General features: G+C 71.2%; 22 protein-coding genes. 11 read left to right on the top strand and 11 right to left on the bottom strand.

Annotated elements, in window-relative coordinates; translation table 11 throughout:
* Both ACQPZ4_RS18360 and ACQPZ4_RS18355 read left to right on the top strand, forming a co-directional pair.
* Positions 1-1,470: a class II fumarate hydratase gene (locus ACQPZ4_RS18360; RefSeq protein ID WP_433062335.1), complete on the top strand. Its 1,470-nt coding sequence runs from the start codon at positions 1-3 to the stop codon at positions 1,468-1,470.
* Complete coding sequence (locus tag ACQPZ4_RS18355; protein WP_433062332.1) at positions 1,470-3,272, top strand: APC family permease; 1,803 nt, start codon at positions 1,470-1,472, stop codon at positions 3,270-3,272. The genes ACQPZ4_RS18360 and ACQPZ4_RS18355 overlap by 1 nt, the downstream gene beginning before the upstream one ends.
* 28 nt (positions 3,273-3,300) lie before the next feature.
* Here the strand turns inward: ACQPZ4_RS18355 and ACQPZ4_RS18350 are convergent, their stop codons facing one another.
* From ACQPZ4_RS18350 to ACQPZ4_RS18340, 3 genes are read right to left on the bottom strand one after another with little or no spacing between them, the layout of a single operon-like run.
* On the bottom strand, positions 3,301-4,011 hold the full coding sequence (locus tag ACQPZ4_RS18350; protein ID WP_433062329.1) for a TetR/AcrR family transcriptional regulator: 711 nt from the start codon (positions 4,009-4,011) through the stop codon (positions 3,301-3,303).
* Complete coding sequence (locus ACQPZ4_RS18345; RefSeq protein WP_433062326.1) at positions 4,008-5,648, bottom strand: (2,3-dihydroxybenzoyl)adenylate synthase; 1,641 nt, start codon at positions 5,646-5,648, stop codon at positions 4,008-4,010. Before ACQPZ4_RS18345 ends, ACQPZ4_RS18350 begins: the two co-directional genes overlap by 4 nt.
* A gap of 6 nt (positions 5,649-5,654) precedes the next feature.
* Positions 5,655-7,124 carry an FAD-dependent monooxygenase gene (locus ACQPZ4_RS18340; RefSeq protein ID WP_433062324.1) on the bottom strand — a complete coding sequence of 490 codons (1,470 nt, stop codon included), beginning with the start codon at positions 7,122-7,124 and terminating at the stop codon, positions 5,655-5,657.
* A 76-nt stretch (positions 7,125-7,200) separates the two neighbouring features.
* Between ACQPZ4_RS18340 and ACQPZ4_RS18335 the strand changes: the two genes are divergently transcribed.
* Genes ACQPZ4_RS18335 through ACQPZ4_RS18315 form a run of 5 tightly spaced genes read left to right on the top strand, consistent with a single transcriptional unit; the run spans position 7,201 to position 11,065 of the window.
* Positions 7,201-7,794 carry a VOC family protein gene (locus tag ACQPZ4_RS18335; RefSeq protein ID WP_433062322.1) on the top strand — a complete coding sequence of 198 codons (594 nt, stop codon included), beginning with the start codon at positions 7,201-7,203 and terminating at the stop codon, positions 7,792-7,794.
* Complete coding sequence (locus ACQPZ4_RS18330) at positions 7,791-8,045, top strand: hypothetical protein (RefSeq protein ID WP_433062320.1); 255 nt, start codon at positions 7,791-7,793, stop codon at positions 8,043-8,045. Before ACQPZ4_RS18335 ends, ACQPZ4_RS18330 begins: the two co-directional genes overlap by 4 nt.
* Complete coding sequence (locus ACQPZ4_RS18325) at positions 8,035-9,261, top strand: hypothetical protein (RefSeq protein WP_433062317.1); 1,227 nt, start codon at positions 8,035-8,037, stop codon at positions 9,259-9,261. The genes ACQPZ4_RS18330 and ACQPZ4_RS18325 overlap by 11 nt, the downstream gene beginning before the upstream one ends.
* On the top strand, positions 9,258-9,695 hold the full coding sequence (locus ACQPZ4_RS18320; protein WP_433062315.1) for a MaoC/PaaZ C-terminal domain-containing protein: 438 nt from the start codon (positions 9,258-9,260) through the stop codon (positions 9,693-9,695). Before ACQPZ4_RS18325 ends, ACQPZ4_RS18320 begins: the two co-directional genes overlap by 4 nt.
* Before the next feature lie 14 nt (positions 9,696-9,709).
* Positions 9,710-11,065, top strand: coding sequence for an amidohydrolase family protein (locus ACQPZ4_RS18315; protein WP_433062312.1), 1,356 nt, complete (start codon positions 9,710-9,712; stop codon positions 11,063-11,065).
* 4 nt (positions 11,066-11,069) lie between these two features.
* Here ACQPZ4_RS18315 and ACQPZ4_RS18310 read toward each other — a convergent pair whose 3' ends face one another.
* From ACQPZ4_RS18310 to ACQPZ4_RS18295, 4 genes are all read right to left on the bottom strand, one after another.
* Complete coding sequence (locus ACQPZ4_RS18310; RefSeq protein WP_433062309.1) at positions 11,070-12,437, bottom strand: TrpB-like pyridoxal phosphate-dependent enzyme; 1,368 nt, start codon at positions 12,435-12,437, stop codon at positions 11,070-11,072.
* Positions 12,438-12,451: 14 nt separating this feature from the next.
* Positions 12,452-13,525 carry an ABC transporter permease gene (locus ACQPZ4_RS18305; RefSeq protein WP_433062307.1) on the bottom strand — a complete coding sequence of 358 codons (1,074 nt, stop codon included), beginning with the start codon at positions 13,523-13,525 and terminating at the stop codon, positions 12,452-12,454.
* Positions 13,526-13,577: 52 nt separating this feature from the next.
* Positions 13,578-14,471, bottom strand: a complete 894-nt coding sequence (locus ACQPZ4_RS18300; protein ID WP_433062304.1) for an ABC transporter ATP-binding protein — start codon at positions 14,469-14,471, stop codon at positions 13,578-13,580.
* A gap of 117 nt (positions 14,472-14,588) precedes the next feature.
* A complete protein-coding gene (locus ACQPZ4_RS18295; protein WP_433062301.1) occupies positions 14,589-15,254 on the bottom strand; it encodes a response regulator in 666 nt (221 codons plus the stop codon).
* Between the two features lie 172 nt (positions 15,255-15,426).
* Between ACQPZ4_RS18295 and ACQPZ4_RS18290 the strand changes: the two genes are divergently transcribed.
* Complete coding sequence (locus tag ACQPZ4_RS18290) at positions 15,427-17,028, top strand: amidohydrolase (protein ID WP_433062299.1); 1,602 nt, start codon at positions 15,427-15,429, stop codon at positions 17,026-17,028.
* 24 nt (positions 17,029-17,052) lie between these two features.
* On the opposite strand, the gene ACQPZ4_RS18285 is transcribed toward ACQPZ4_RS18290, so the two are convergent.
* Positions 17,053-17,214, bottom strand: a complete 162-nt coding sequence (locus ACQPZ4_RS18285) for a hypothetical protein (protein ID WP_433062296.1) — start codon at positions 17,212-17,214, stop codon at positions 17,053-17,055.
* Between the two features lie 266 nt (positions 17,215-17,480).
* On the opposite strand from ACQPZ4_RS18285, the gene ACQPZ4_RS18280 reads away from it, so the two are divergent.
* Positions 17,481-18,515, top strand: a complete 1,035-nt coding sequence (locus ACQPZ4_RS18280) for a TauD/TfdA family dioxygenase (protein WP_433062293.1) — start codon at positions 17,481-17,483, stop codon at positions 18,513-18,515.
* Here ACQPZ4_RS18280 and ACQPZ4_RS18275 read toward each other — a convergent pair.
* Together ACQPZ4_RS18275 and ACQPZ4_RS18270 are read right to left on the bottom strand one after the other, a co-directional pair.
* Positions 18,483-19,478, bottom strand: coding sequence for a hypothetical protein (locus tag ACQPZ4_RS18275; protein WP_433062291.1), 996 nt, complete (start codon positions 19,476-19,478; stop codon positions 18,483-18,485). The two genes, ACQPZ4_RS18280 and ACQPZ4_RS18275, sit on opposite strands and share 33 nt — an antisense overlap.
* Positions 19,479-20,072: 594 nt before the next feature.
* Positions 20,073-20,216 carry a hypothetical protein gene (locus ACQPZ4_RS18270; protein ID WP_433062289.1) on the bottom strand — a complete coding sequence of 48 codons (144 nt, stop codon included), beginning with the start codon at positions 20,214-20,216 and terminating at the stop codon, positions 20,073-20,075.
* Positions 20,217-20,398: 182 nt separating this feature from the next.
* Between ACQPZ4_RS18270 and ACQPZ4_RS18265 the strand changes: the two genes are divergently transcribed.
* Together ACQPZ4_RS18265 and ACQPZ4_RS18260 are read left to right on the top strand one after the other, a co-directional pair.
* Positions 20,399-21,289, top strand: a complete 891-nt coding sequence (locus ACQPZ4_RS18265; RefSeq protein WP_433062286.1) for an alpha/beta hydrolase — start codon at positions 20,399-20,401, stop codon at positions 21,287-21,289.
* Positions 21,290-21,470: 181 nt separating this feature from the next.
* The gene (locus ACQPZ4_RS18260; RefSeq protein WP_433062283.1) at positions 21,471-22,205 is read left to right on the top strand and encodes a magnesium transporter MgtE N-terminal domain-containing protein; all 735 of its coding nucleotides are present in this window, start codon (positions 21,471-21,473) and stop codon (positions 22,203-22,205) included.
* A gap of 228 nt (positions 22,206-22,433) precedes the next feature.
* Here ACQPZ4_RS18260 and ACQPZ4_RS18255 read toward each other — a convergent pair whose 3' ends face one another.
* Complete coding sequence (locus ACQPZ4_RS18255) at positions 22,434-23,207, bottom strand: hypothetical protein (protein WP_433062280.1); 774 nt, start codon at positions 23,205-23,207, stop codon at positions 22,434-22,436.
* Positions 23,208-23,237 lie beyond the last annotated feature (30 nt).

Raw genomic sequence — 23,237 nt, 5'->3', positions numbered from 1 at the left:
ATGCCGACCCGACACGACGACCCGCCGGTCATCCGGGACGTCCCGATCGGCCTGGACGCCACCGGCACCCGCGTCGAGACCGACTCGCTCGGCTCGATCGAGGTGCCGGCCGGGCACTACTGGGGCGCGCAGACGCAGCGCTCACTCGTCCATTTCGACATCGGCGACGACCGGATGCCCAAGGCGGTCTACCACGCCTACGGATACGTGAAGAAGGCCGCCGCGATCGTCAACGCCCGCGCCGGGCGGCTGCCGCGGTGGAAGTCCGAGCTCATCCAGCGGGTCGCCGACGAGGTGATCGCCGGAGCACTCGACTCGGAGTTCCCGTTGTACGTCTGGCAGACCGGATCCGGAACCCAGTCGAACATGAACGTCAACGAGGTCATCTCCAACCGCGCGATCCAGCTCACCGGCGGCCGGCTGGGCAGCAAGACGCCCGTGCACCCGAATGACGACGTGAACATGGGGCAGTCGTCCAACGACACGTTCCCGACCGCGATGCACATCGCCGCCGTCACCGCGATCGAGGACGAACTGCGCCCGGCGCTCATCCGGCTGCACGACGCGACGGCCGAGAAGAGCCGGCAGTGGGTCGACGTGGTCAAGATCGGGCGCACCCATCTGGAGGACGCCACCCCGCTGACCGTCGGGCAGGAGTGGTCGGGGTACGCGGCCCAGGTCGCCGACGCCGGCACGTACCTGCTGGACTCGGCCATGCCGGGGCTGTACCGGCTGGCCATGGGCGGCACGGCGGTCGGCACCGGGCTCAACGCCCCGCCCGGCTTCGACACCGACGCGGCCGCGGCCATCGCCGACCTGACCGGCCGGCCGTTCGTGACCGCACCGAACAAGTTCGCGGCGCAGGGTTCGCTCGACGCGCTCGTGCGCGCGTCGGCCGGGCTGCGCGGGATCGCGGTCGCGCTGTTCAAGTTCGCCAACGACATGCGCTGGCTCGGCTCCGGGCCGCGCACCGGGCTGCACGAACTGTCGCTGCCGGCGAACGAGCCAGGCTCGTCCATCATGCCGGGCAAGGTGAACCCGACCCAGGCCGAGGCGATGCTCATGGTGTGCATCCAGGTGCAGGGCGCGGACACCGCGGTGGCCATCGCCGGCTCGGAGGGCAACTTCGAGCTCAACGCGTTCCGGCCGATCATCATCGCCAACGTGCTGCACTCGATCCGCATCCTCGCCGACGCGGCCGACCACTTCCGCAAGTTCCTCGTCGAGGGGGCGGAGCTGGATCGCAAGCGGTTGCAGTACAACGTCGAACACTCGGTGGAAACGGTCACCGCGCTCGCCCCGGTCATCGGCTACGACCGCGCGTCCCAGATCGCGCACCACGCCGTCGACCACGACCTCACCCTGCGCCAGGCCGCGCTCGACGACGGCGTGGACGCCGAGCTGTTCGACCGGGTCGTCGTCCCGGCCGCGCTGACCCACCCCGGCACCGCCGACCTCAGCCGTCATTGATGCGCGTTTGGCGTTTTCTGGTCGGTCCGTCGCTGCGCGCACGCCAGATCGCCAAGGAGCGGCTCACCCCGCTCGAGGGGCTGCCCGCCCTGTCGCTGGACGCGCTCACCTCCGTCGCGTACGGCCCGGAAGCCATCCTGGCCGTGCTCGCGGTCGGCGGCGCGGTGGCGCTGCCGCTGGTCCTGCCGATCACGGTGGCGATCGTGGTGCTGCTGGCGATCCTGGTCTTCTCCTACCGCCAGGTGATCGAGGCCTATCCGGGCGGCGGCGGCACGTACGCGGTGTGCCGGGCCAACTTCCCGCCCGGCGCCGCCCTGCTCGCCGCGGCCGCGCTGGTGGCCGACTACACGCTCACCGTGGCGGTGTCGATCGCGGCCGGGGTGGCCGCGCTGACCTCGGCGTTCCCGGCGCTCACGGCGGCCACGGTGCCGCTGTGCCTGGCCATCCTCGCCGTGATCACGCTGCTCAACCTGCGCGGCCTGGGCGACACGGCGCGCGCGTTCCTGCTGCCGACAATGGTGTTCATTCTCGGCGTACTGGCCGTCATCGCGATCGGACTCGCGCATCCACTCGCGCATCCCGAGCCGTTCGCGGCGCGCGGCCCGCCGGCCGAGGCGGTCGGCACGCTGCTCGTGCTGAAGGCCTTCTCGGCCGGCTGCAGCGCGCTCACCGGGGTGGAGGCGATCGCGAACGGGGTGCCGCTGTTCAAGGAGCCCCGGGTCGCCCGGGCCCGGACGACCGAGCTGCTGCTGGGCGCGATCCTGGCCGTGATGCTGCTCGGCCTGGCCGTGCTCGCGCACCGCTGGCGCCTCGGCCCGCAAGGCGACGAGACCGTGCTGAGCCAGATCATCGCAGCATCGGTGGGGCGCGGCTGGGCGTACTACACGCTGTCCCTCGCCGTCACCGTCGTGCTCATGATCGCGGCGAACACGTCCTTCGGCGGGCTGCCGGTGCTCGCGAGCCTGCTCGCCCGGGACAACTACCTGCCACATCTGTTCGCCCTGCGCGACGAGCGGCAGGTGTTCGCGGTGGGCATCTGGGCGCTCGCGCTGCTGGCCGGGACCCTGCTGGTGGCGGTGCGGGGGCAGACGCTCGCGCTGATTCCGCTGTACGCGATCGGGGTGTTCACCGCGTTCACCCTCGCGCAGGCGGGTCTGGTCAAACACTGGCTGCGCACCCGGCCGCCGCCGTGGCGCCGCCGCGCGCTCGTCAACGGCATCGGCGCCGTGACCACGGCCGCCGCCACCGTCGTCTTCCTGGTCACGAAGTTCACGGCCGGCGCGTGGGTGGTGGTGCTCGCGATCCCGGCGCTCATCCTGCTGTTCGTCCGGATTCATCGGTACTACCACCGCTCGGCCGCCCTGCTCGAGTTGAACCGGATCCCGGCGAAGCCGCGGGTCCGCCCGACGATCGTGGTCGTACCGGTCGCGGAGCTGTCGCGGCTGACCCGGCACGCGCTGACCGAGGCGCTGTCGATCAGCTCGCAGGTGGTGGCCGTGCACGTGGTGGTGGACTCCACCGGCGCCGACGGCGACGATCTGCGGCGGCAGTGGGCGCAGTGGGATCCGGGGGTTCCGCTGCGGGTGCTGCACACCGAGTACGCCTCGGTCGCGCATCCGATCGCGCGCTTCATCGACGAGCTGCACGAGCATCACGACGAGCAGGTGGTGGTGCTCGTGCCGTTCGCGCTGCCGGAGCGGTTGCGGTACCGCATCCTGCACAACCACCTGGACGTCGTGCTGTCCGCGGCGCTCAAGCACCGCCCGGACGTCATCGTGGCGACCGTCCCGATGCGGCTCTGAATGCGGCTCTGAATGCGGCTCTGAGCGCTCAGCCCTCGTCGACGAGGCGGCTCAGATGGTCCAGATCCGCGCGCAACCGCGCGATCGCACCGTGCACGCCCTGTTCGGACGGCCGGGCGTGCTCGGGCCGGGCGAGCATCGCCACCGCGGACTCGGCGATGCTCGCGGCGACCGCCTTCGGCTCGGGGTCGCGCCCGGGGTGGTACCACCAGGCGACCCAGTTGCACATGCCGATCACGGCGAAGGCGGTGATCCGCTCGTCGGCCGGGCGGAACTCGCCGGTGCGGATGCCGTCGGCGATGATCGTGGTCATCGCCGACAGCGACTCGCGCTTGGCCCGGATGTGCCGCTCCGCGATCGGTTCGGGCAGCGCGGTCTCCGAGCGGTCGAGCATCCGGAACCGGTTCGGCGCGTCCGCGCGGTCGAGCACCAGCTCGTGCACGGCCGCGCGCAACCGGGCCGTCGGGTCCTGCTCGCTGCGCGCGATCTCGCGCAGTTTGCCGGCCGCGCCGGCGCTCTCCTGCTCCACCAGGGTCGCGAGGATCTCGTCCTTGCTGGCGAAGTAGTGGTAGAGCGCCGGGCGGGTGAGGTCGGCGGCCTGCGCGATGTCGAGCAGCGAGGTGCCCTCGAAGCCCTTCTCCGCGAAGAGCCGCGCGGCCTGTTCCAGGATCGCGGTGCGCGCCGCCTCGCCGCGGGCCGACCCGCGGCGCCGCCCGGCCTTGGCCTCCGGTTCGGTCACGTGCTCAAATCCGCGGTGATCGCAGCGCGCAGGTCACGTTTGAGCACTTTACCGACGTTCGTGCGGGGCAGGGCGGTCAGGTGCTCGAGGCGCTCCGGCCACTTGTACTTCGCGACGCCCCTGGCCTCCAGGTACGTGCACAGTTCGGGCAGGGTCGGCGGCTGCGCGCCCGGGCGTGTCACCACGAACACGCACGCCCGCTCACCGAGGCGCGGGTCGGGCATGGCGACGAGCGCGGTCTCCTGCACGGCCGGGTGCCCGGCGAGCAGCGTCTCGACCTCCTCGGCGTTGATCTTCTCGCCGCCGCGGTTGATGAGGTCCTTCGAGCGGCCGCGCAGCACGTACGTGGCCTGGCCGGCGATCCGCACGCAGGCGGCCAGGTCGCCGGAGCGGTAGAAGCCGTCGGAGGTGAACGCCTCGCCGTTGCGCTCGGGCTCGCCGAGGTACCCGCGGATCGTGTACGGCCCCCGCGCGCACAGTTCGCCCACCTCCCCCTCGGCGACCGGCGTCTCGGTGCCCGGTTCGAGCAGCCGCACCTCGTCGAACGGGCTGATCGGCACGCCGACGCTCGCCGCGCGCACGTCGGCCGGCGCGTCGGCCGGGGTGAACATGAACATCCCCTCGGTCATCCCGAACGCCTGCGTGGTGTGCACCCCGCGCGCCTCGAGCGCATCGAACACGTCCCGCGGCACGGGAGCGGCGGACAGTACGAGCGTCCGGATATGCGCGAACGCGCCGTCGAAGCGCTCATCGGCCAGGAACGCGGCGGCGAGCCCGGGCGACAGCAGCGTGTAGGTCGCCCCGTGCCCGGCCATGAGCCCCAGCAGCTCGTCCGGCCGCGGCGTGGACAGCAGCAGCGCGGCCCCGACGCCGTGCGCGGCGAACAGCGCGTTCGCCATGCCCGCGTTGTGCACGATCGGCAGCGCGAACGCGCACCGGTCGGCCGCCGTGAGGCTCCACCAGTCGGCGATGGCGGCGCCGTTGTACCAGTACTCCGGGTGCAGCCGCGGGATGACCTTCGGCGTGCCGGTCGTACCGCCGGACAGCTGCAGCACCGCGGGCGCGCTCAGGTCCGTCTCCCGCTCGATCTCGGCCAGTCGCTCGAGCTCGGCCGCGCTCGGCTCCCGCGCGGCCAGCTCCTCGATGGCGACGCCGTCGGAGCCGCCGCCGAGCGTCAGCAGCAGCCGCATCGACGGAATCTCGGCCGCGATCTCCCCGGCGAAGGCGACCAGGTCGAACCCGGGAAGATCCGCCTGTACGACATGCGCGACTGCACGTGTCTTTTCGGCGATCGCGCCGATCTCGTGCCGCCGGTGCAGCGCGAGGGTGCACACGGGCAGCGCACCCGCGCGCATGATCGCGTAGAGCGCGGCAACGGCATGCGCGGTGTTGCCCATCTGCAGGATGACCGGGTCGCCCGGCCGGAGCCCGGCCGCGACCAGCCCGGCGGCGATGTTGTCGACGGTCGCGGTCAGCTCCGCGTAGGTCCACGAGCCGGCCGTGGTCACCAGCGCCGGCGCATCGGGGTGCGAGCGCGCGGTCTCGCGCAGGGCGGCGGGGATGGTCCGCTCCTGCCAGAGCCCCTCGCGCCGGTAGCGGTCGGCGAACTCGGCCGGGTAGCCGACGACGTCAGTCATGGCACATCACACTCTCTCAAAGCGGACGAGGTCGATCCGACCGGCGATGACGGCATCGACCAGGTCGTCGGTGTGGGCGGGGTCGGCCGCGGCGGCGACGGTGCGGTCCGTGCGGCGGCGGACGTGTTCGGCGAGGGCGAGGCGGTCGAGCAGCCGTTCGCGGCCGGGCGGGCCGGCGATGACGACGGTTCCGGAGCAGGCCCCGGCGGCGGCCGCGAACTCGACGGCGGAGGCGCCCCAGGGGTCGCGGATGTCGGCGGTCAGCGTGGTCCCTGCACCGGCGGGCAGCGTCCGCCCGTCGAGCACCCGGTCGAGCGACCCGAGCCCGGTCTCGGCCAGCGCGGCCGCCACGACGTGCGGATCGGCCTGCGCGACCTTGGCCGCGGAGACCGCGCCGCCGCGGCTGAGGTACGCGAGCATGAGCGCCGCCGGCGGCAGGTCCAGCCGCACGCCGAGGGTCTCCCACCACCACCGGCTGCGGTCGGCGAGGTCCTGGATGTGCCCGACCCGTGCGCGCCGCGCGGCCTCGTAGCCGGCGAGCGCGTCCGGAAGTGAGTCGTGTTCGCGCACGGCGGCGACGAGCGCGACCGCGTCCTCCATGGCCATTTTCGTGCCCGAGCCGACCGAGTAGTGCGCGGTGTGCGCGGCGTCGCCGAGCAGCACGACGTTGCCGGCGCTCCAGCGGCCCGTGGTGACCGTCCGGAAGCGCATCCAGCGCGAGCGGTTGCCGAGCAGGTTGCCGCCCAGGACCGGGCCGAAGACCTCCTGGAGGTACTCGATGCTGCGCTTGTCCGAACGCTCGGCGGGCGTTTCGGCCGTCCACTGCTCCATGCCCGCCCGCCGCCAGGTGTCCGGGTCGGTCTCGACGCCGATGGTGCTGCGGTCCTCGGCGTACGGGTAGCAGTGCACGTTGAACAGCCCGTCGGCGGTGCGCACGGGAGCGAACAGGTTGGACTCCAGCCGGCGGTCCAGGCCCAGCCACATGAACAGGCCGCGGCCCTGGCTGACCTCGGCGGCGAAGTCGCCGGCCCGGGCGGTGCGCACCCGGCTGGCCACGCCGTCGGCCGCGATGACCAGGTCAGCCCCGGCGGTGTCGGCGAGGGTCGCCTCCCGGCCCAGCTCGACCTCGACGCCGAGGGCGCGCGCGGTGGCGGTGAGCGAGGTGAGCAGAGCCGAGCGCGCGATCCCGATCGCCCCGCCGTTGCCGTCGACCGATACCGCGCGGTCGCGCAGGCGGAACTGCTGGCTCGGGATCGGCACGCTCGCGGCGCGCAGCTGCGCGACGACCGCCTCGTCGGCCTCGGCGAGCAGGTCGAGGGTCCGGCGGGTGAAGGCCACGCCGAAGCCGAAGGTGTCGTCCGGCACCGAACGTTCCCAGACCCGGACGCGGCCGTCCGGCCATGCCCGTTTGAGCAGGATGGCCGCGAACAGGCCGGCCGGTCCGCCGCCGATCACGGCGGTGTCGTCGAGCTGCATGCGTCCAAGGACAGCACGATTTGACGGTACCGTCAAACTATTGACGCTTGCGTCAGACCAGCGCTACCGTGGGGCCATGACGTTGAGCCATCTGGTCCGTGGCGTGGACCATGCCGCGTTTCCGACGTTCGCGCCCAAGGAGACGATCCGCTTCTACCGCGACGTCCTCGGCTTCCCCGTCGTGCACGCCACGTGCGCCCTGGGCTGGGGTCCGGCCAAGCACCCGGACTTCATCCACTTCTTCTTCGACATCGGCAACGGCGACCGGCTCGCGTTCTTCTACTACTTCGGCGTCGAGCCCTACCGCGACGAGGCGATCCCCGAGCTGGTCGCCCGCGCCCGCCACCTCGCCATTCACGTCGAGAGCGAAGAAGACCTGCTCGAGTACCGCCGCCGCCTCGACGACAGCGCCTGGCCCTGCGAGCTGCAGGTGCGCCACGAGACCGTCGAGTCCGTCTACGTGACCGATCCGAACGGCTACCTGATCGAGTTCGCGCGTCCACTTCGCGCGATCACGCAGGAGGACGACATCGATGCCGGCCTGAGCGTCGACGCCCTTCTGGCCGCGGCCGACGAGCCGGAGCCCAGCTTCGCGCGGTTCCTGCAGCTCAAGGCCGAGCTCATCGCCGACCGGTACGCCGGCGAGGCCGCGGAGACGACGCTCGTATGACCACGCTGTACGTCCTGGACATCGACGACTTCCGGCCGCTCGCGGTCGCGGCCGCCGCCGATCCCGCGGTCGCCGTGCGCCGCCGCGGGCCGTACCTGGAGCTGACCTCCCCCGGCCCGATCACCGTCGACCGCGCGGCCACCGGCTGCCGCAACGCCATCTGGTACAGCGCCGTCGCCGCCGTGCGCGACGGCGTCATCACCCAGTGGGACGGCAAGGGCATGCGCATCGAGGCCTCCCATGGCGACTGAGGCGATCGACCGGCTCGGCGCCGGGCGCGAGGTCGCCGGGGTGACCTTCCCCGCCGCGGTGACGACGACCCACCACGAGCTCACCACCGCCGACGGCGCCCGCGTGCAGGGCCTGCTGCACCGGCTCCCGGGCGCGACCGGTGTCGTGTCGCTCACCCATCCGCGCCAGCTGCTCGCGCACCACCCGATGATCGGGCACCTGCTGCGCATGGGCCTGTCCGTCTGGACCCAGGACGGCCGGTCCCCGAACAACGACCTGAACCTGGTGCACGAGCAGGCACTGCTCGACGTCGCCGCCGGCCAGGCGTTCCTGGAGGACCTCGGCTTCGAGCGCCGGCTCACGTTCGGCCATTCCGGCGGCGGCGCGCTGTTCGCGTTCTACATCGAGCAGGCCGCGCTGGCGCCCGAGACGCGCATCGCCACCACCCCGGCCGGCCGCGCGGTCGCGCTCGCCGGTGCGCGCATGCCCGTACCCACCGGCGCGATCTTCCTGGCCCCGCACCCCGGCCAGGGCCAGGTGCTGCTGCACTGCATCGACCCGTCGGTCACCGACGAGTCCGACCCGATGTCGGTCGACCCCGCGCTGGACATGTACGACGAGGCCAACGGCCACGGCCGCCCCGCCGCCTACTCCCCCGCATTCCTGGCGAGCTACCGTGCCGCGCAGCGGGCCCGCATCGCGCGCATCGACGCCCGGGCGCGCGAACTGGCCGCCGAGGCGTCACATGCGCGCAAGCGATTCGCGCAGACGAACGACCCGCGCGACCGGCGGGCGTCGCTCGCCCCGCGCATCATCACGACCTACCGCACCGACGCCGACCCGCGCTACGCCGACCTGACGCTGGACCCGAACGACCGGCACGCCGGCTCGCTGTTCGGCCGCCGCCCCGAGCTGACCAACTACGGCCTGGTCGGCTTCGGCCGGCTCACGACCCCGGACGCCTGGCTGTCGACGTGGTCGGCGAACACCTCCAACGCCGGCTTCGTGCGCTGTGCGCGCGGGATTTCCGTGCCCACGGTGTACGTCGAGCTGTCCGGCGACGCCGCCGCGTTCCCGGCCGACGCGGACGCCATGTTCGCCGCGATCGCCGCGCCGGACAAGACCCGGTTCCTGGTGCGGGGCCAGCATTTCGGCCAGCCGCTCGCGGCCGGGGAGCCGACCGGGTACGCGGCCGCGGCCGAGGTCATCGGGCCGTGGGTGGAGGAGCGCGCGTGAGCATCCGCTACGCCGACGATCTGCGCGTGGGCGACACGTTCGCGCTCGGGACGTACACCGTGAGCAGAACCGAACTGCTCGAGTTCGCGCGCCAGTGGGACCCGCAGGCCTTTCACATCGACGCCGAGGCCGCCGCGCGCGGCCCGTTCGGCGACGTGATCGCCTCGGGTGCGCACACGATGGCCGTGTTCCAGCGCCTGTCGGTGCTGGGCGCCGAGTCCGAGTGGGCCGTGATCGCCGGCGTGCGGCTCGTGGACGTGCGGTTCCCGCGCCCGGTCCGGCCGGACACGACGCTCACCGGCGGGGTGCGCATCGACGCCATCGACTTCGACCCGGTCAAGAAGCGCGCCCTGATCCTGAAGGCGGGCTGGCTCGACGACGACGGAGGCCGCGTGCTGGAGATCCGCTCCGAAGCGCTGTTGCAGGCCCGATGACCACCCTCCGCGGCGTGACCATCGTCGATGTTCGCTCCGGCGCGCTGGTCCCCGGCCGGGACATCGTGCTCGAGGGCGGCCGGATCGCGGCCATTGTGGCGTCGACGTCCGGCACGAGCGGCACGTTCGTCGTGCCCGGCTTCCACGACATGCACGCCCATCCGCTCGAACTGCCCGATCCGAGCGGCGCGCTGCGGCTGATGCTCGCGCACGGCATCACCGGCGTCCGCCAAATGTCCGGCTCCGATCGCATGCTGCGCCAGCGCGCACGTGGCACCCTGCCGTTGCCGGACGAGTCGCCCGAGATCGTGGCGATGCCCGGCTCGGTGCTCACCCCGCTCAACGCGGGCAGCCCGAAGGCGGCCGTCGCCGCCGTCGCCGCGCAGCAGGACGCCGGCGCCGATTTCATCAAGGTCGGCCTGGTCCCCGCCGAAGCGCTCTACGCCGCCCAGGCCGAGGCGGCCCGCCGCGGCATCCCGATCCTCGGCCACCTCCCGCTCGACGTCGACGTGCGGCGCGCCTCGCGCAACGGCATGCGCTCGATCGAGCACCTCGGCCCCGGGCTGGGCATTCTCGGCGCCTGCTCCACGGACGAACAGTCCATTCGCGCAGCGCTCGCCGCGAAGCGCATGCCGCGGCTGCCCTCGCTGCGGCTGCCGTTCATGGACCAGATCGTCGCCGCCCTGGTGCGCCGGATGGCGGTCAACCCGACCAAGCTCTCCAAGGCCGCGGACCTCGCCCTGACCCAGCGCGCGATCGACACGTTCGCCACGGACAAGGCCGCCGCGCTCGCTTCGCAGTTCGCCGCCGATGGCACGTGGCAGTGCCCGACCCTGATCCGCAAGCGCACCACGCAGCTGTGCGACGACCCGGCGTACCGCAATGACCCTGAGCTGCGCTACGTCGCCCCGCCGCTGGTGGAGCGCTGGAACGCCGAGGCCGACGCGTTCGCCGCGCGCCCCGAGCAGGAACGCGCGACATTCCGCGCCGAGTACGCCCTCCAGTTGCGCGTCACGCGCATGTTCGACCGCGCGGGTGTGCGCATGCTGGCGGGCAGCGACGCGTGCGGCGCCGTGTGGCAGATCGCCGGGCACTCGCTGCACCAGGAGTTCGACGAGCTGGCCCTGGCGGGACTGTCGCCGCTGCGGATCCTGCAGATGACGACCATCGACGCGGCGGAGTTCCTGGGGCGTTCGAGCACGGCCGGTACCGTCGAAGCAGGAAAAAACGCGGACCTGGTGCTGCTCGACGCCGACCCGCTGGCCGACGCCGAGCACCTGCACCGCATCTCGGGCGTCGTCCGGGCCGGCCGCCTCCACTCCCCCGCTGACCTGCGGGACCGGGTGGCGGCCGACCAGAACGTCGGCTGATGACCTACGGGACTGCCGGCAGTGCCGCGACCGCCTCGGCGATCGCGGCCTCGGACAGCTCGCGGTCCTCCATCTCGCCGGCGAGGAAGCGGCCGTAGGCGGGCAGGTCGAGGTGGCCGTGCCCGCACAGCGCGGTCAGGATCACCTTCTCCTCGCCGGTCTCGCGGCAGCGCAGCGCCTCCTCGACGCAGGCCGCGAGCGCGTGGGTCGGCTCCGGGGCGGGCACGATCCCCTCGGCGCGGGCGAAGCGGATCCCGGCCTCGAAGCACTCCCGCTGCGTCTTGGCGACCGCCTCGATGAGCCCCAGCTCGTAGACGTGCGAGATGAGCGGGGCCATGCCGTGGTACCGCAGCCCGCCCGCATGGATCGGGTCGGGGATGAAGTCGTGGCCGAGCGTGTGCATCTTCATCAGCGGCGTCATGCCGGCGGTGTCGCCGAAGTCGTACGCGTACACCCCCTTGGTCAGCGACGGGCAGGCCGCCGGTTCGACCGCCCGGATCACCGGGTCCATGCGGCCGGCCAGCTTCTCGCGCAGGAACGGGAACGCGAGCCCGGCGAAGTTGGAGCCGCCGCCGGTGCAGCCGACGATGACGTCGGGGGTGTCGCCGGCCTTGGCCAGCTGCAGCAGCGCCTCCTCGCCGATGATCGTCTGGTGCAGCAGCACGTGGTTGAGCACGCTGCCGAGGGCGTAGTTGGTGTCGGCGGCCTGCGCGGCGACCTCGACCGCCTCACTGATCGCGATGCCCAGCGACCCCGGCGAGTCGGGGGCGTCCGCGAGCACCTTGCGCCCGGCGGCCGTGAGCGACGACGGCGACGGGTGGATGGTCCCGCCGAACGTCTCGATCATGAGTTTGCGGTACGGCTTCTGATCGTACGAGGCGCGCACCTGCCAGATTTCGCACTCGAGCCCGAACTGGGCACAAGCGAACGCCAGCGCGGTGCCCCACTGGCCGGCGCCGGTCTCCGTGGTGAGGCGGCGAATTCCGGCGGCCGCGTTGTAGTACGCCTGGGGCACCGCGGTGTTCGGTTTGTGCGAGCCGGCCGGCGAGACCCCCTCGTACTTGTAGTAGATCTTGGCGGGGGTGCCCAGCGCCTTCTCCAGCCGGTGGGCGCGGAACAGCGGCGAGGGCCGCCACAGCTTGTAGACGTCCAGGACCTCGTCCGGGATGTCGACGTACCGCTGCGGGGTGACCTCCTGCTCGATGAGCGCCATCGGGAACAGGGGTGCGAGATCCTCGGGGCCGACCGGCTCCAGCGTCCCCGGGTGCAGCACCGGCGGCGGGGGCGTGGGCAGGTCGGCCACGAGGTTGTACCAGCGGCGGGGCATCTCCGCCTCGGACAGCAGGATCTTGGTGACGGCGTCGTTGCTCATGCCGTCCATCAAACTCAGATACTGCGCAGTTCGCGATCCCGCCACGCGGCGGACCAGGACGTGCGCGCGTTTGTGCGCAGCAGTGAACCCTCGTACAAGCGAGCACCGATGAGCAGCGCGCCCGCCGCCGCCAGCGCCAGAATCACCAGCGACACGAACGGTTCCCAGCCGGCCGCGGAGCCGTCGAACAGGCGGACGGGCATCGCGGTGGGCGCGGAGAACGGCACGTACGACAGGATGCGCATCGCCAGCGGGTTGTCGTTGAGGAAGATGACCAGGAAGAACGGCAGCATCACGATGAGCTGCACCGGCATGCCCGCGTTGCCCACGTCCTCGAGCCGGTTCACCAGCGCGCCGACGGCCGCCCACAGCGCGGCCAGCATGATGAAGCCGAGCACGAAGAACGGGATGAACCAGCTCATCGCCGGGCCGAGCAGCGGCAGCAGGGTGTCCGCGTCGTCGGTGAACTGCGCGCCGGTCACGGTGACGACCGCGATCAGCGCGACCTGCGCGAGGGCCAGGATCCCGCCGGCGGCGACCTTCCCGATGAGCAAAGCGCGCACCGGCACGGCGGCGACGAGGATCTCGACCATGCGCGTCTGCTTCTCCTCGACCACGCTCTGCGCGATCTGGATGCCGAACGTGAGCGATGTGAAGAAGAAGACGAGCGCGAACATGAACGGCACCAGGAACGCGGCCACCGGGTTCACCGCATCAGGATCCAGCAGTTGTACCGCGGGCTGCACCGACAACGCCGACACGACATCGCTCGGGGCGTCCTTCATCGCGAGCACTTCGGGTTGCGCGTTCTTGTCCACTACCGCGGCGTCGGCGTCGCCGTCGCGCACCGTCTGCTCGGGGTTGGCGACGACCTTGACATCGAGGCCCGCGTCGCGCAGCTTGCCCTCGTACGGCGAGCCCTGCGCGACCGCCACGGACGACGGGCCGCCGGCGAAGAGGGCCGGCAGGACGGACGAGCCGAACGCGAACAGCAGGAAGAACAGCGTGCTGATCAGGAACGTCTTGTCGCGCAGCTTGACCTTGAGCTCGCGCGCGGCGACGAGGCGGACCGCCTCCAGCATGTTCATCGGGTCACCTCTCGGACGAATTCGCACAGCGTCGACACGCGCGGCGTTCGCTTCATCGGGTCACCTCTCGGAAGATTTCGGCCAGCGACGGGACGACGGGTCCGAAGGAGCGGACGGGGCCGCGGCGGAGGGCCTCGTGCAGTACAACCTGGTCGTCTGTTCCTTCGGCGAGGTCGAAGACGGCCCGGTCCCCGTCGAGGTCGACGAGGCTGACCCCGGCCTGGTCGCGCAGCCAGCCGGCATCGCCGTCGACGTGCAGCTGGTAGCGCGGCTCGGCGTACTGCCGGCGCAGGTCGTCGCGGGTGCCCGTGGCCCGGATCTGCCCGGCCGCGATGATCACGAGGTCGTCGCAGAGACGCTCGACGACGTCCAGCTGGTGACTGGAGAACAGCACCGGCACACCCGCCGATGTCCGTTCGCGCAGCACGCTCACGACCGTGTCCACGGCGAGCGGGTCGAGGCCGGAGAACGGCTCGTCGAGCACCAGCAGCACCGGATCGTGCACGAGCGCCGCGGCGATCTGCGCACGCTGCTGATTGCCCAGCGACAGGTGCTGCAACTGATCGTGCGCGCGCTCCCCGAGCCCGAGCCGCTCGAGCAGGTCGTCGGCGTTGCGCTTGACGCGCTCGAGCGGCATGCCGTGCAGCCGGCCCAGGTAGACGAGCTGTTCGTGGACGCTCATCTTCGGGTACAGGCCGCGCTCCTCGGGCATGTAGCCCACCTGCCGGCGGACCTCCTTGCCCAGCGGCGCGCCCTGCCAGGTGACCGTGCCCGAGTCCGCGGCGAGCACACCGAGGATGATGCGCATCGTCGTGGTCTTCCCGGCGCCGTTCGCCCCGACGAAGCCGGTCATCCGCCCGGTTCCGACGTCGAACGTGATGTCCGAGAGCACCTGCCGGTCGCCGAAGCGCCGGTTGACCCCCTCGACCCGCAGTGCGTCGCTCATGACCTTCACGGTAGGCGTCCCGCGGGTCCGGCGAATCCGGCTGGCGATTTACCCCCGGGGTCCCTCGCGCGACGGACCCTTTTGTTTTCGCGCGGCTTTGTTTTAGCGCGGCTTTGTTTAGCGCGACGGACCCGGTGTCACCACTCCATGTTCATATGCGAACACCACGGCGGCCGTTCGATCACGCAGCTGCAGCTTGGTGAGCACCCGGCTCACGTGGGTCTTCACGGTCGCCTCGCCGAGGTGCAGGCTGACCGCGATCTCGGCGTTGGTCGCGCCGCCGGCCAGTTCGACGAGCACCTCACGCTCGCGCGGGGTCAGTTCGCTCAGCAGCGCCTCGCCGCCGCCGGACGGCCGCCCGCCCGGCCGCGCGAACGCCGCGATGACCCGCCGCGTGAGTTCCGGCGCGAGCAGCGCGTCCCCGCGCGCGACGATCCGCACGGCATCGATGAGCGCCTCGGGCGTACCGTTCTTGAGCAGGAACCCGCTGGCCCCGGCCTCGAGCGCGGCGAACAGATAGTCGTCGCGATCGAACGTGGTGAGCATCAGCACGGCCGGCGCCGGCCCGGCCGCGGTGATCTCGCGGGTCGCCGCCAGCCCGTCGAGGCCCGGCATTTCGACGTCCATGAGCAGCACGTCGGCCGGGGTGCTGCCGGCGATCTCGACCGCCTGCCGCCCGTCGGCGGCCTCCCCCACCACGGTGAGGTCGTCCTCCGACTCGAGGATGACCCGGAACCCCGTGCGGACGAGCTGATGGTCGTCGGCGAGCAGCACGCGAATCATGCCCGCACCCTACAGCGACCGGCAATCGGCCAAGATCACCACTGGAGAGACCCGGCGGCCGCGGCCGGCAAGCTGCGACCGGCCAAGATCACGCCGGTGAGGCCGGGCGGCCGCGGCCGGCAGTCCAGGCGGAGCGGCCGATTGCCGGTCGCGGCCATTAGGCTGCTCCCTCATGGGTGCGATGGTGTTCACGGGTGGACCGATCTGGACAGGAACGGACAGCCGTCCCGACGCGCTGGCCGTTTCCGGTGGCCGGATCGTCGCCGTCGGTGATCGATCCGAGGTGCGGACAGCTCTTTCGGGCCCGTACGAGCTCGTCGACCTGGCCGGCCGGCTGCTCGTCCCCGGCCTGCACGACGCACATGTCCACCCCGTGCAGGGCGCGCTCGAACGGCTGCGCTGCGACCTTTCGCACCTGAACGATCGGGCGGCCTACCTGGAGGCCGTCGCCGCCTTCGACCCGGCGCAGCCCTGGGTCACCGGCGGCGGCTGGTCGATGTCGGCGTTCCCCGGCGGCCTCCCGTCCCGCGAGGACCTCGACGCGGTCGCCCCCGACCGCCCGGTCTTCCTGCCCAACCGCGACCACCACTCGGCCTGGGTCAACTCCGCCGCCCTGCGCCTGGCCGGCATCGACGCCTCCACCCCGGACCCGCGCAACGGCCGCATCGAGCGAACCCCCGACGGCCTTCCCTCCGGTGTACTGCACGAGGCCGCCATGGACCTCGTCACGCCCCTGCTCCCGGAGGACACCGAGGCCGACTACCACCGAGCACTGCTCGAGGCCCAGCGCTACCTGTTCTCTCTGGGCATCACGAGCTGGCAGGACGCCATCGTCGGCGCGTACGCCGGTTCGCGCGACCAGTACGGCACCTACGTGCACGCCGCCGCCACGGGCGAACTGCGCGCCCGAGTGGCCGGCGCCCTGTGGTGGGAACGCGACCAGGACCTGTCGCAACTCGACGGACTGCGCGAACGCATGGTCCTCGACGGCCGTTTCACCGCGCGAACGGTCAAAATCATGCAGGACGGCGTAGCCGAGAACTTCACGGCGGCGATGCTCACGCCATACGTCGGCAAGGACTTCTGCGGTACGTCCAATGTGGACCCCGACCGGCTCCGCTCCTATGTGTCCGCTCTGGACGCCGCCGGTTTCGCCGTGCACTTCCACGCCATCGGCGACCGCGCGGTGCGCGAATGCCTGGACGCGGTCGAGTCGAGCGGCAACACCCAGCGCCACCACATCGCGCACCTGCACGTGGTCAACCCGGCCGACGTCCCGCGTTTCGCGGCGCTCGGCGTGACCGCGAACATCCAGTCGCTGTGGGCGACGCATCACGAGCAGAACGACACCCTGTGCGTACCGTTCTTCGGCCCCGCCCGCGTCGCCCACCAGTACCCGTTCGGCGCCATCGCGCGCTCGGGCGGGCGGCTGGCGGCGGGCAGCGACTGGCCGGTGTCGACGCCCGATCCGTGGCAGGCGATGCACGTCGCGGTACACCGAACGGAACCTCCGGGATCGGCCGAGTCCGCCTGGCCCGCGTCCCAGACCCCGATGCTGCCCGAACAGGCGCTGACCCTGACGCAGGCGCTGACGGCGTACACCGCGGGCTCCGCGTACGTGAGCCACCTGGACCACGAGATCGGCACCCTGGCCCCGGGCAAGGCGGCGGACCTGGTCGTGCTGGACCGCGACCCGTTCGCCCCGGACACAACGCTGCACGACACCCGCTCCGACCTGGTGTTTGTGGACGGCGAGCAGGTCCACGAGCACTGAGGCCGCACCGGGCCGTGCGCGGGGTCAGGTCCAGGAGCGGGTGAGGCGGCGGACCTCGCGGTGGATGCGCGCCTCACCGGCGAGCGCACGGACGGCGACGCCGGCGAGTGAGCCGAGCAACCAGATGCACGGCACGAGCACCAGCCCGGCCACGACCGACAACATCACGTCGACTCCTCCGTTCATGGAGTCCACGACCATAATCGGCCCGACGGGTGACCGTACCGGTGAGTCGGCCTTGCGACCAAGGTGCCGGTTGCGAGCTGGTGCCAAACTTCCTTCAAGACCACATGACACAGGTTCGGCAAGTTGTTGAGCCGGGCGCCCGAACAGGGCTAGTTTCACACTTTGGAGGGCGTGACACCCAGGCGTTGCAATGTTGTGGGGCCGCCGACGATGATCCGGAACAATTGCTATCTTGCTCCGGTGCTTTACATAAGTTGGGAAGTCAGGTGACCAAGGCGCAGCACCCCGCAGGTCCCGATCGTGGGCCCGCGGTTGTGAAGGTGGCGGACAAGGACGCCGCCGCCGTTCGTGCGCTCGCGGAACGCGTGATCGCAGAAGCGCCCGGGAAGCCGCTCGATTCACAGCTGCGGCGGTTCGCGGTGCTCTGCCACGAGCTGCCGATCGATCTGCGGGAGGCCCTCGTCGGCCTCCGTCTCGCCGACGGGATGTCCGGCGGACTGGTGCTGAAGGGGCTCGACGTCAACGAGGCCGACCTGAGCCCGACTCCGGCCGCCGGCAAACACGAGGACAAGCTTCCGGGCGAAGAGGGCTATGACCGCGAGCTCACCCTCGCCGACGCCACCCTGTTGCTCGTGGCTTCCCTGATCGGCGACCCGGTTTCGCACGCGGACATCGAGAACGGGCGGCTCGTCCGGGACGTGTGCGCCAAACGGGGCGATGAGACGCGGCAACTGTCCACCGGCTCGCGGGGCGAACTCACCTATCACTGCGAGGATGCGTACCACGATCTCCGCGCGGACTGGGTGCTGTTGTTCTGCCTGCGCAATCCCGAACGCGCCGCCACCACGTTCGCGAGGATCGACGACATCGAGCTGTCGGACGAGGTTCGAGCGGCGCTGTTCGAGGAGCAGTTCTCGATCGAACTCGACTCCTCACACGGCCCCGACGCGTACCAGCCGGCTCCGACCCGCCAGATCGCGGTGTTGAGCGGCCTGCGAGAGCATCCCTTTGTCTGTCTCGATCCCGAGTACATGACGAAAGTTCTGCCGGCCAAGGCGCGCCACGCGCTGGAGACTGTCGAGCAGAAGGTTCGCGAAGGCCTTCAGGACGTCGTGCTCGAAACGGGCGACCTGTTCATCATCGACAATTTGCGCTCCGTGCACGGACGGCGTTCGTTTCATGCACAGTACGACGAGAAGGGTCGTTGGCTGCGCACGGTACACGCGGCCGCGGACCTTCGCCGGTCGGAGGGCCACCGCGCCGAGGGTTCACACGGCCGGGCGATCCTCGCGAGTGTGTGAGTCGAGCGTGGGCCGCTGCTCGACCTCGGCGGCGGCCCACAGCTCCTGAAACAACAGCACCCGGTTGCGCACGGCCGTCGGGTCCAGGACCAGCCGCGTCGCGAGCTGACCGGTCTCACCCCAGCTCGTCACCGGCGAGGTTTCGTGCGAGATCTCCTCGTCAAAGACCACGAAGTCGCCGACCGACATGTCGAGCAGGGCGGGGCCGCCGAGCAGCCTGATCTCGACGCCCATACCCTGCTGGGTGGCCAGGATCCGCCGCACGAGCGAGCTGTTCATATCGTCCAGCTTCTCGAATATGAACAAGCGCTTGATAGTCACGTTCCGGTGCAATGCCTGCCGCTGCCGTTCGAGGTAGCGCAGGCCGAGATCGGTGAACCACAGCTGACCCTCCCCGCCCGCGATCGTGGTCCACGCGGTGGCCATAATGGACTGGCGGGTCTGTTCGGTGAGGGTCAGCAGGAATTCACGATCCTCGCCGTCGTACAGGAGATCCCGCCCCTCGGACAGGTGGTGCAGCATTCCGCCGAGCCGCGCGGTTTCGACGTCGGCCAGGCGCAGCACCAGCGGGCTGCGTGAATTCGAGAACTGCCCGGCACGACTGATCACGTCCTGCAGCGCTTCGTGATTCAGGGCCGAGTGCCCGAGGGCCTCGATCAGGCGGGTGGCCTCGCTGACCCCGGCGAACCCCCGCCGCATCGAATCCTGCATCTCCCGGAGGACCCTGCGCTGGTCTCGCTCGAATGCGCGCAGCCGCTGCTCGAAGTCGGCCAGATACTGCACCAGAAGCGCCGACCCACCCGCGATGAACGTGAGCACCAGCTGATCGGCCAGCGAGACCATCAGCACCTTGTCCAGCAGCGCGGACCCGCTGAATGCGATGAACCCGGTCAGCGCGGTCCAGCCGATCTTCTCGAGGAGCGGTTTCTTGACGGCGACCTCACGACCGCGATCGTCGGTCATCCCGGCCCACCCCCGGCCATGGAATTGATCAACATAGATATAGTTTACGGTCTGTGGTCCACTCCGCGCCGGTACCGGCGCCGTGAATAGCAGTACGCCGCAACCGCCCGCCGTTCAGCCGATGGCATTCCGGACGCCTTCATTCATTGCGTGCCGTTCTGATCAGGTATTGCACCGCGCCGCCGCTCTCGACCCAGGCACGGCAGCGCTACGCACATTTCGAGGTCCGCCACATTCCCCCGCGGCTCATAGCGCAGGTGGCCACGAACGGGCTCCTCGACGGTGCGACGCGGCCGATGCCGCCCTGGCGCGCGCGTCGCTCTTCATCGCCCAGCATGTGGGCGCTCTTCATCGCCCAGCATGTGGGCGCTCTTCATCGCCCAGCATGTGCGCGAATGAGCAAGCATGACGAACGGTCCGGCAACGCCGTCCACGGGCCAGGTGCGCAGCGGGGCGAGACGGTTCGGCTCTGGCGGTACACCATCGCAGCCGCCGCGAAATCGACGCCCTGATCGCGGCCGCCGGGCTTGCCGTGGCCGCCGGGGGCGAGTTCGGCCGACGGCCGGTTTCTGTCGGTCGGAGCCGTGCGTGGGGTCAGGTCCAGGAGCGGGTGAGGCGGCGGACCTCGCGGTGGATGCGCGCCTCACCGGCGAGCGCACGGACGGCGACGCCGGCGAGGGAGCCGAGCAACCAGATGCACGGCACGAGCACCAGCCCGGCCACCACGGACAACACCACGTCGACTCCTTGCCGCTCTCGGGTACGCACCGACCATCGTCGACCGGCCGAGTGACCCTACAGGTGCGGCGGCGGTTGCTTCCACGGTGCGGTTCACCCGTCCCTGGTGCCTCGCAATCGCCCCGCCGCCGGTCACCATGGGTGGCGACGGAGGACGCCAAGCGTTGGGGAGATCGATCGCCGTGGTCAGCCTACGTGAGCTCGACGCGCAACTGCGCGAGCCGCACGCACAGCAGTTCCGGACCGTCGAGCAGTGGCGGGCCGCGTTCCGCGACATGATGGCGACCACCCTGGTCCCGGACGGCACCCGCACCGCGTGGACCACCCTCGGTCCACGCCCCGCGCTGCTCGTGGAACCGCTCTCCACCAGCGAGAACGGCCTCATCTTGTACTTCCATGGCGGCGCCTTCATCGCCGGTTCGCCCGAGACGGCGCTCAGCCTGACCGCCAATCTCGTGGTGCGCACCGGCATCGCGGCATTGTCGGTGGACTATCGGCTCGCCCCGGAGCACGAGTTTCCGGCGGCGATCGAGGACGGGCTGGGGGCGTACCACACCTTATTGGACCGGGGCGAAAACCCGGCGTCGATCGTCATCGCCGGTGACTCCGCCGGTGGGGGTCTGGCCGTCACGACGTGCCTCGCCGCGCGGGACGCCGGGCTGCCGATGCCGGGGGCGCTCGTTGCGTTCTCGCCCGCGCTGGACCAGTCGCGCACGGGCGAGAGCATGTTCACGAAGGTGGGGCTCGACCCGATCTTCCAGCCGGAGGACTTCGCGCGCTCCGGCTCGTGGTACGCGCCCGGCCAGGACCCCAACCAGCCGCTGCTCAGCCCGGCCGTGCTCGCCGACCTGCGGGGCCTGCCGCCGATGCTGCTGCAGGTGGCCACGAACGAGCTGCTCCTCGACGACGCGACGCGGCTGGCCACCCGGGCCCGCGACGCCGGGGTGGACGTCATCCTCGACATCACGGCCGGCGCGCCGCACGTCTTCCAGTCGTACGCGGGCACCCTGGCCGAAGCCGACGCCGCCCTGGCGCGCGCTTCGCTCTTCATCGCCCAACACGTGCGCGAATGAGCCGTTCTGCATGTGCACAACGAGCAGTGCCGCGCATGCGTGGATGAGCACTGTTGCACATGAGCAAGTGAACGGCGCGGCCGGGGCAAACATGACGAACAGTCCGGCAACGTCGTCCACGTGGGCCATGTGCGCGGGTCGATCGCGGTGTTAAGAACGGGGAATGCTCCCCGGTGGCACGATGCCCGTCACCCAGGTCGTCGCGATGATCCGCAGCTCATCGCCCAAGTCGGCGGCCGGACTGCTCATGGCCATGCCCGCCGAGCGGCTGCCGATCGTCACCGCCGCCATGCGACCCGCCGATCTCGTGCGGCTCGTGCCGGCGCTGCGGCCGGATGCGCGCCGCGGCCTGATCCGGGCGCTGCCGGAGACGCACCTGGCCGAGGTCATCAGCGGCGTACCGCCGAAGGAAGCCGCCGCCCTCCTGCCCATGGTCCCGACCGAGCGCCTCGTGCCCGTGGTCGCCGGGCTCTCCGACGGCGCGCTGGCCGAACTGCTCGGCGGCCTCCCACCGGAGCAGCGGCAACGGGTCGAGTCGGTCGCCGATCCGCGACGCGAGCAGCGCGTCCTCGGCCTCGCGTACGGTGATGCCGTCGCCGCCGCCCTCGAGCGCGGCAACCTGACCGTCCAGCGCGGCCCGGACACGCTCCTGATGGTGACGAAGGGCCGGTGGCGGATCGCGGTGGCGGCCCGGCACGGCGGCGACGGGCGCGAGGCCGTCCGCGACGCCGAGAACCTCGCGTACCAGGCCAAGACCAACGGCGCCCTGGCGGTCATGGACGGGTTCGCGGCCGGCGACGTGGTGCGGTACACCCGCGAAACCCGCGCCGCCGGCCGGCCGCTCGAGATCGTGACCTGGGTCGATGAGCGGCACGACGGGCACCTTTTGCGCGCCGTGGTCACGTTGTTCCAGTGACGCGGCCGGGCACGGCGACCGCGCAGCGTCTGGTCGCGGCCGACCAAGTGACGCCGCCTCAGCAACCGAGCACGGTGGCCGCGCGGCGCTTGACCGCGGCCGGACCAGTGACGCGGACCCGCACGGTGACCGCCCAACGCCTGGCCGCCGCCGGGCCAGTGACGCAGCCTCAGCAACCAGGCACGGTAGCCCGCAGCGCTGGGCCGCGGCCTGCCCGGTGACGCGGCCTCAACAGCCGGGCAGGGTGGCGGCGCAGCGCTTGGCCGCGGCCGGGGCCAGGTTCGCGGCCAGGCCGGGCGAGTCGGTGCCGATGCTCGTGGTGTTCAGCCAGATCACGTAGTTCCCGCGGCGCGCGGCGATGATGTCCGCGGTGACCGAGATGCCGATGTCCGTGCTGCCCGTCATGCGCAGGCCGACCGCTTCCTCGCCCAGGTTCGCCGGCGGTTCGGTCGCGGAAAGCGTGAACTTGACCGTAATTCCGGCCAGTTGCTGCTCAAAACTCTTGCACCCTTCGACGGTACTGCGCAGCGCCTTCACCGCGTCCGCCGCCTGACCCGCCGGGAAACGCACAACCGCGTGCGTCAGATATGGACCCATCGCGCCCTTGGCGAAGGTGACGGCGGCCGAAACGGTCTGGTCGGTTGTCATCGGTTCGAGCGCCGGACAGCCGGGAAAACTGCCGCCGCCGATGCTCACTTTGCCGGTGTGACTGCTCGCAACGGCCACCGGCGTGAAGCCGCCGCCGGGAATGTCGGACTCGCCGAGCAGCGCCGCGCGCATGTCGTCACTCGCCGCTGCGGAGGACCCGGACGGCGCGGAAGATCCGGACGGCGCGGAAGATCCGGACGGCGCGACCATCACCGGCGCGGCCGACTCGGATGCCGCGGCCAAGCGAGCAAGGCCGGTCATGCGCACCGCGGTCTCGGCGTTCGCGTGCTCGGAACAGCCGGTCAGGGCCAGGGCGCCGAGCACCAGCAGGGCCGCCCCCTTCGTACGATTCACGCTCTTCTCCCTCCGAATCGGGTGCCCTTT

This window comes from Dactylosporangium sp. CS-033363, assembly GCF_050942475.1.
Classification (GTDB): Bacteria; Actinomycetota; Actinomycetes; order Mycobacteriales; family Micromonosporaceae; genus Dactylosporangium.
Note: the sequence above shows the minus strand (reverse complement) of the source record. Positions and strands in the feature narration are given on the sequence as shown.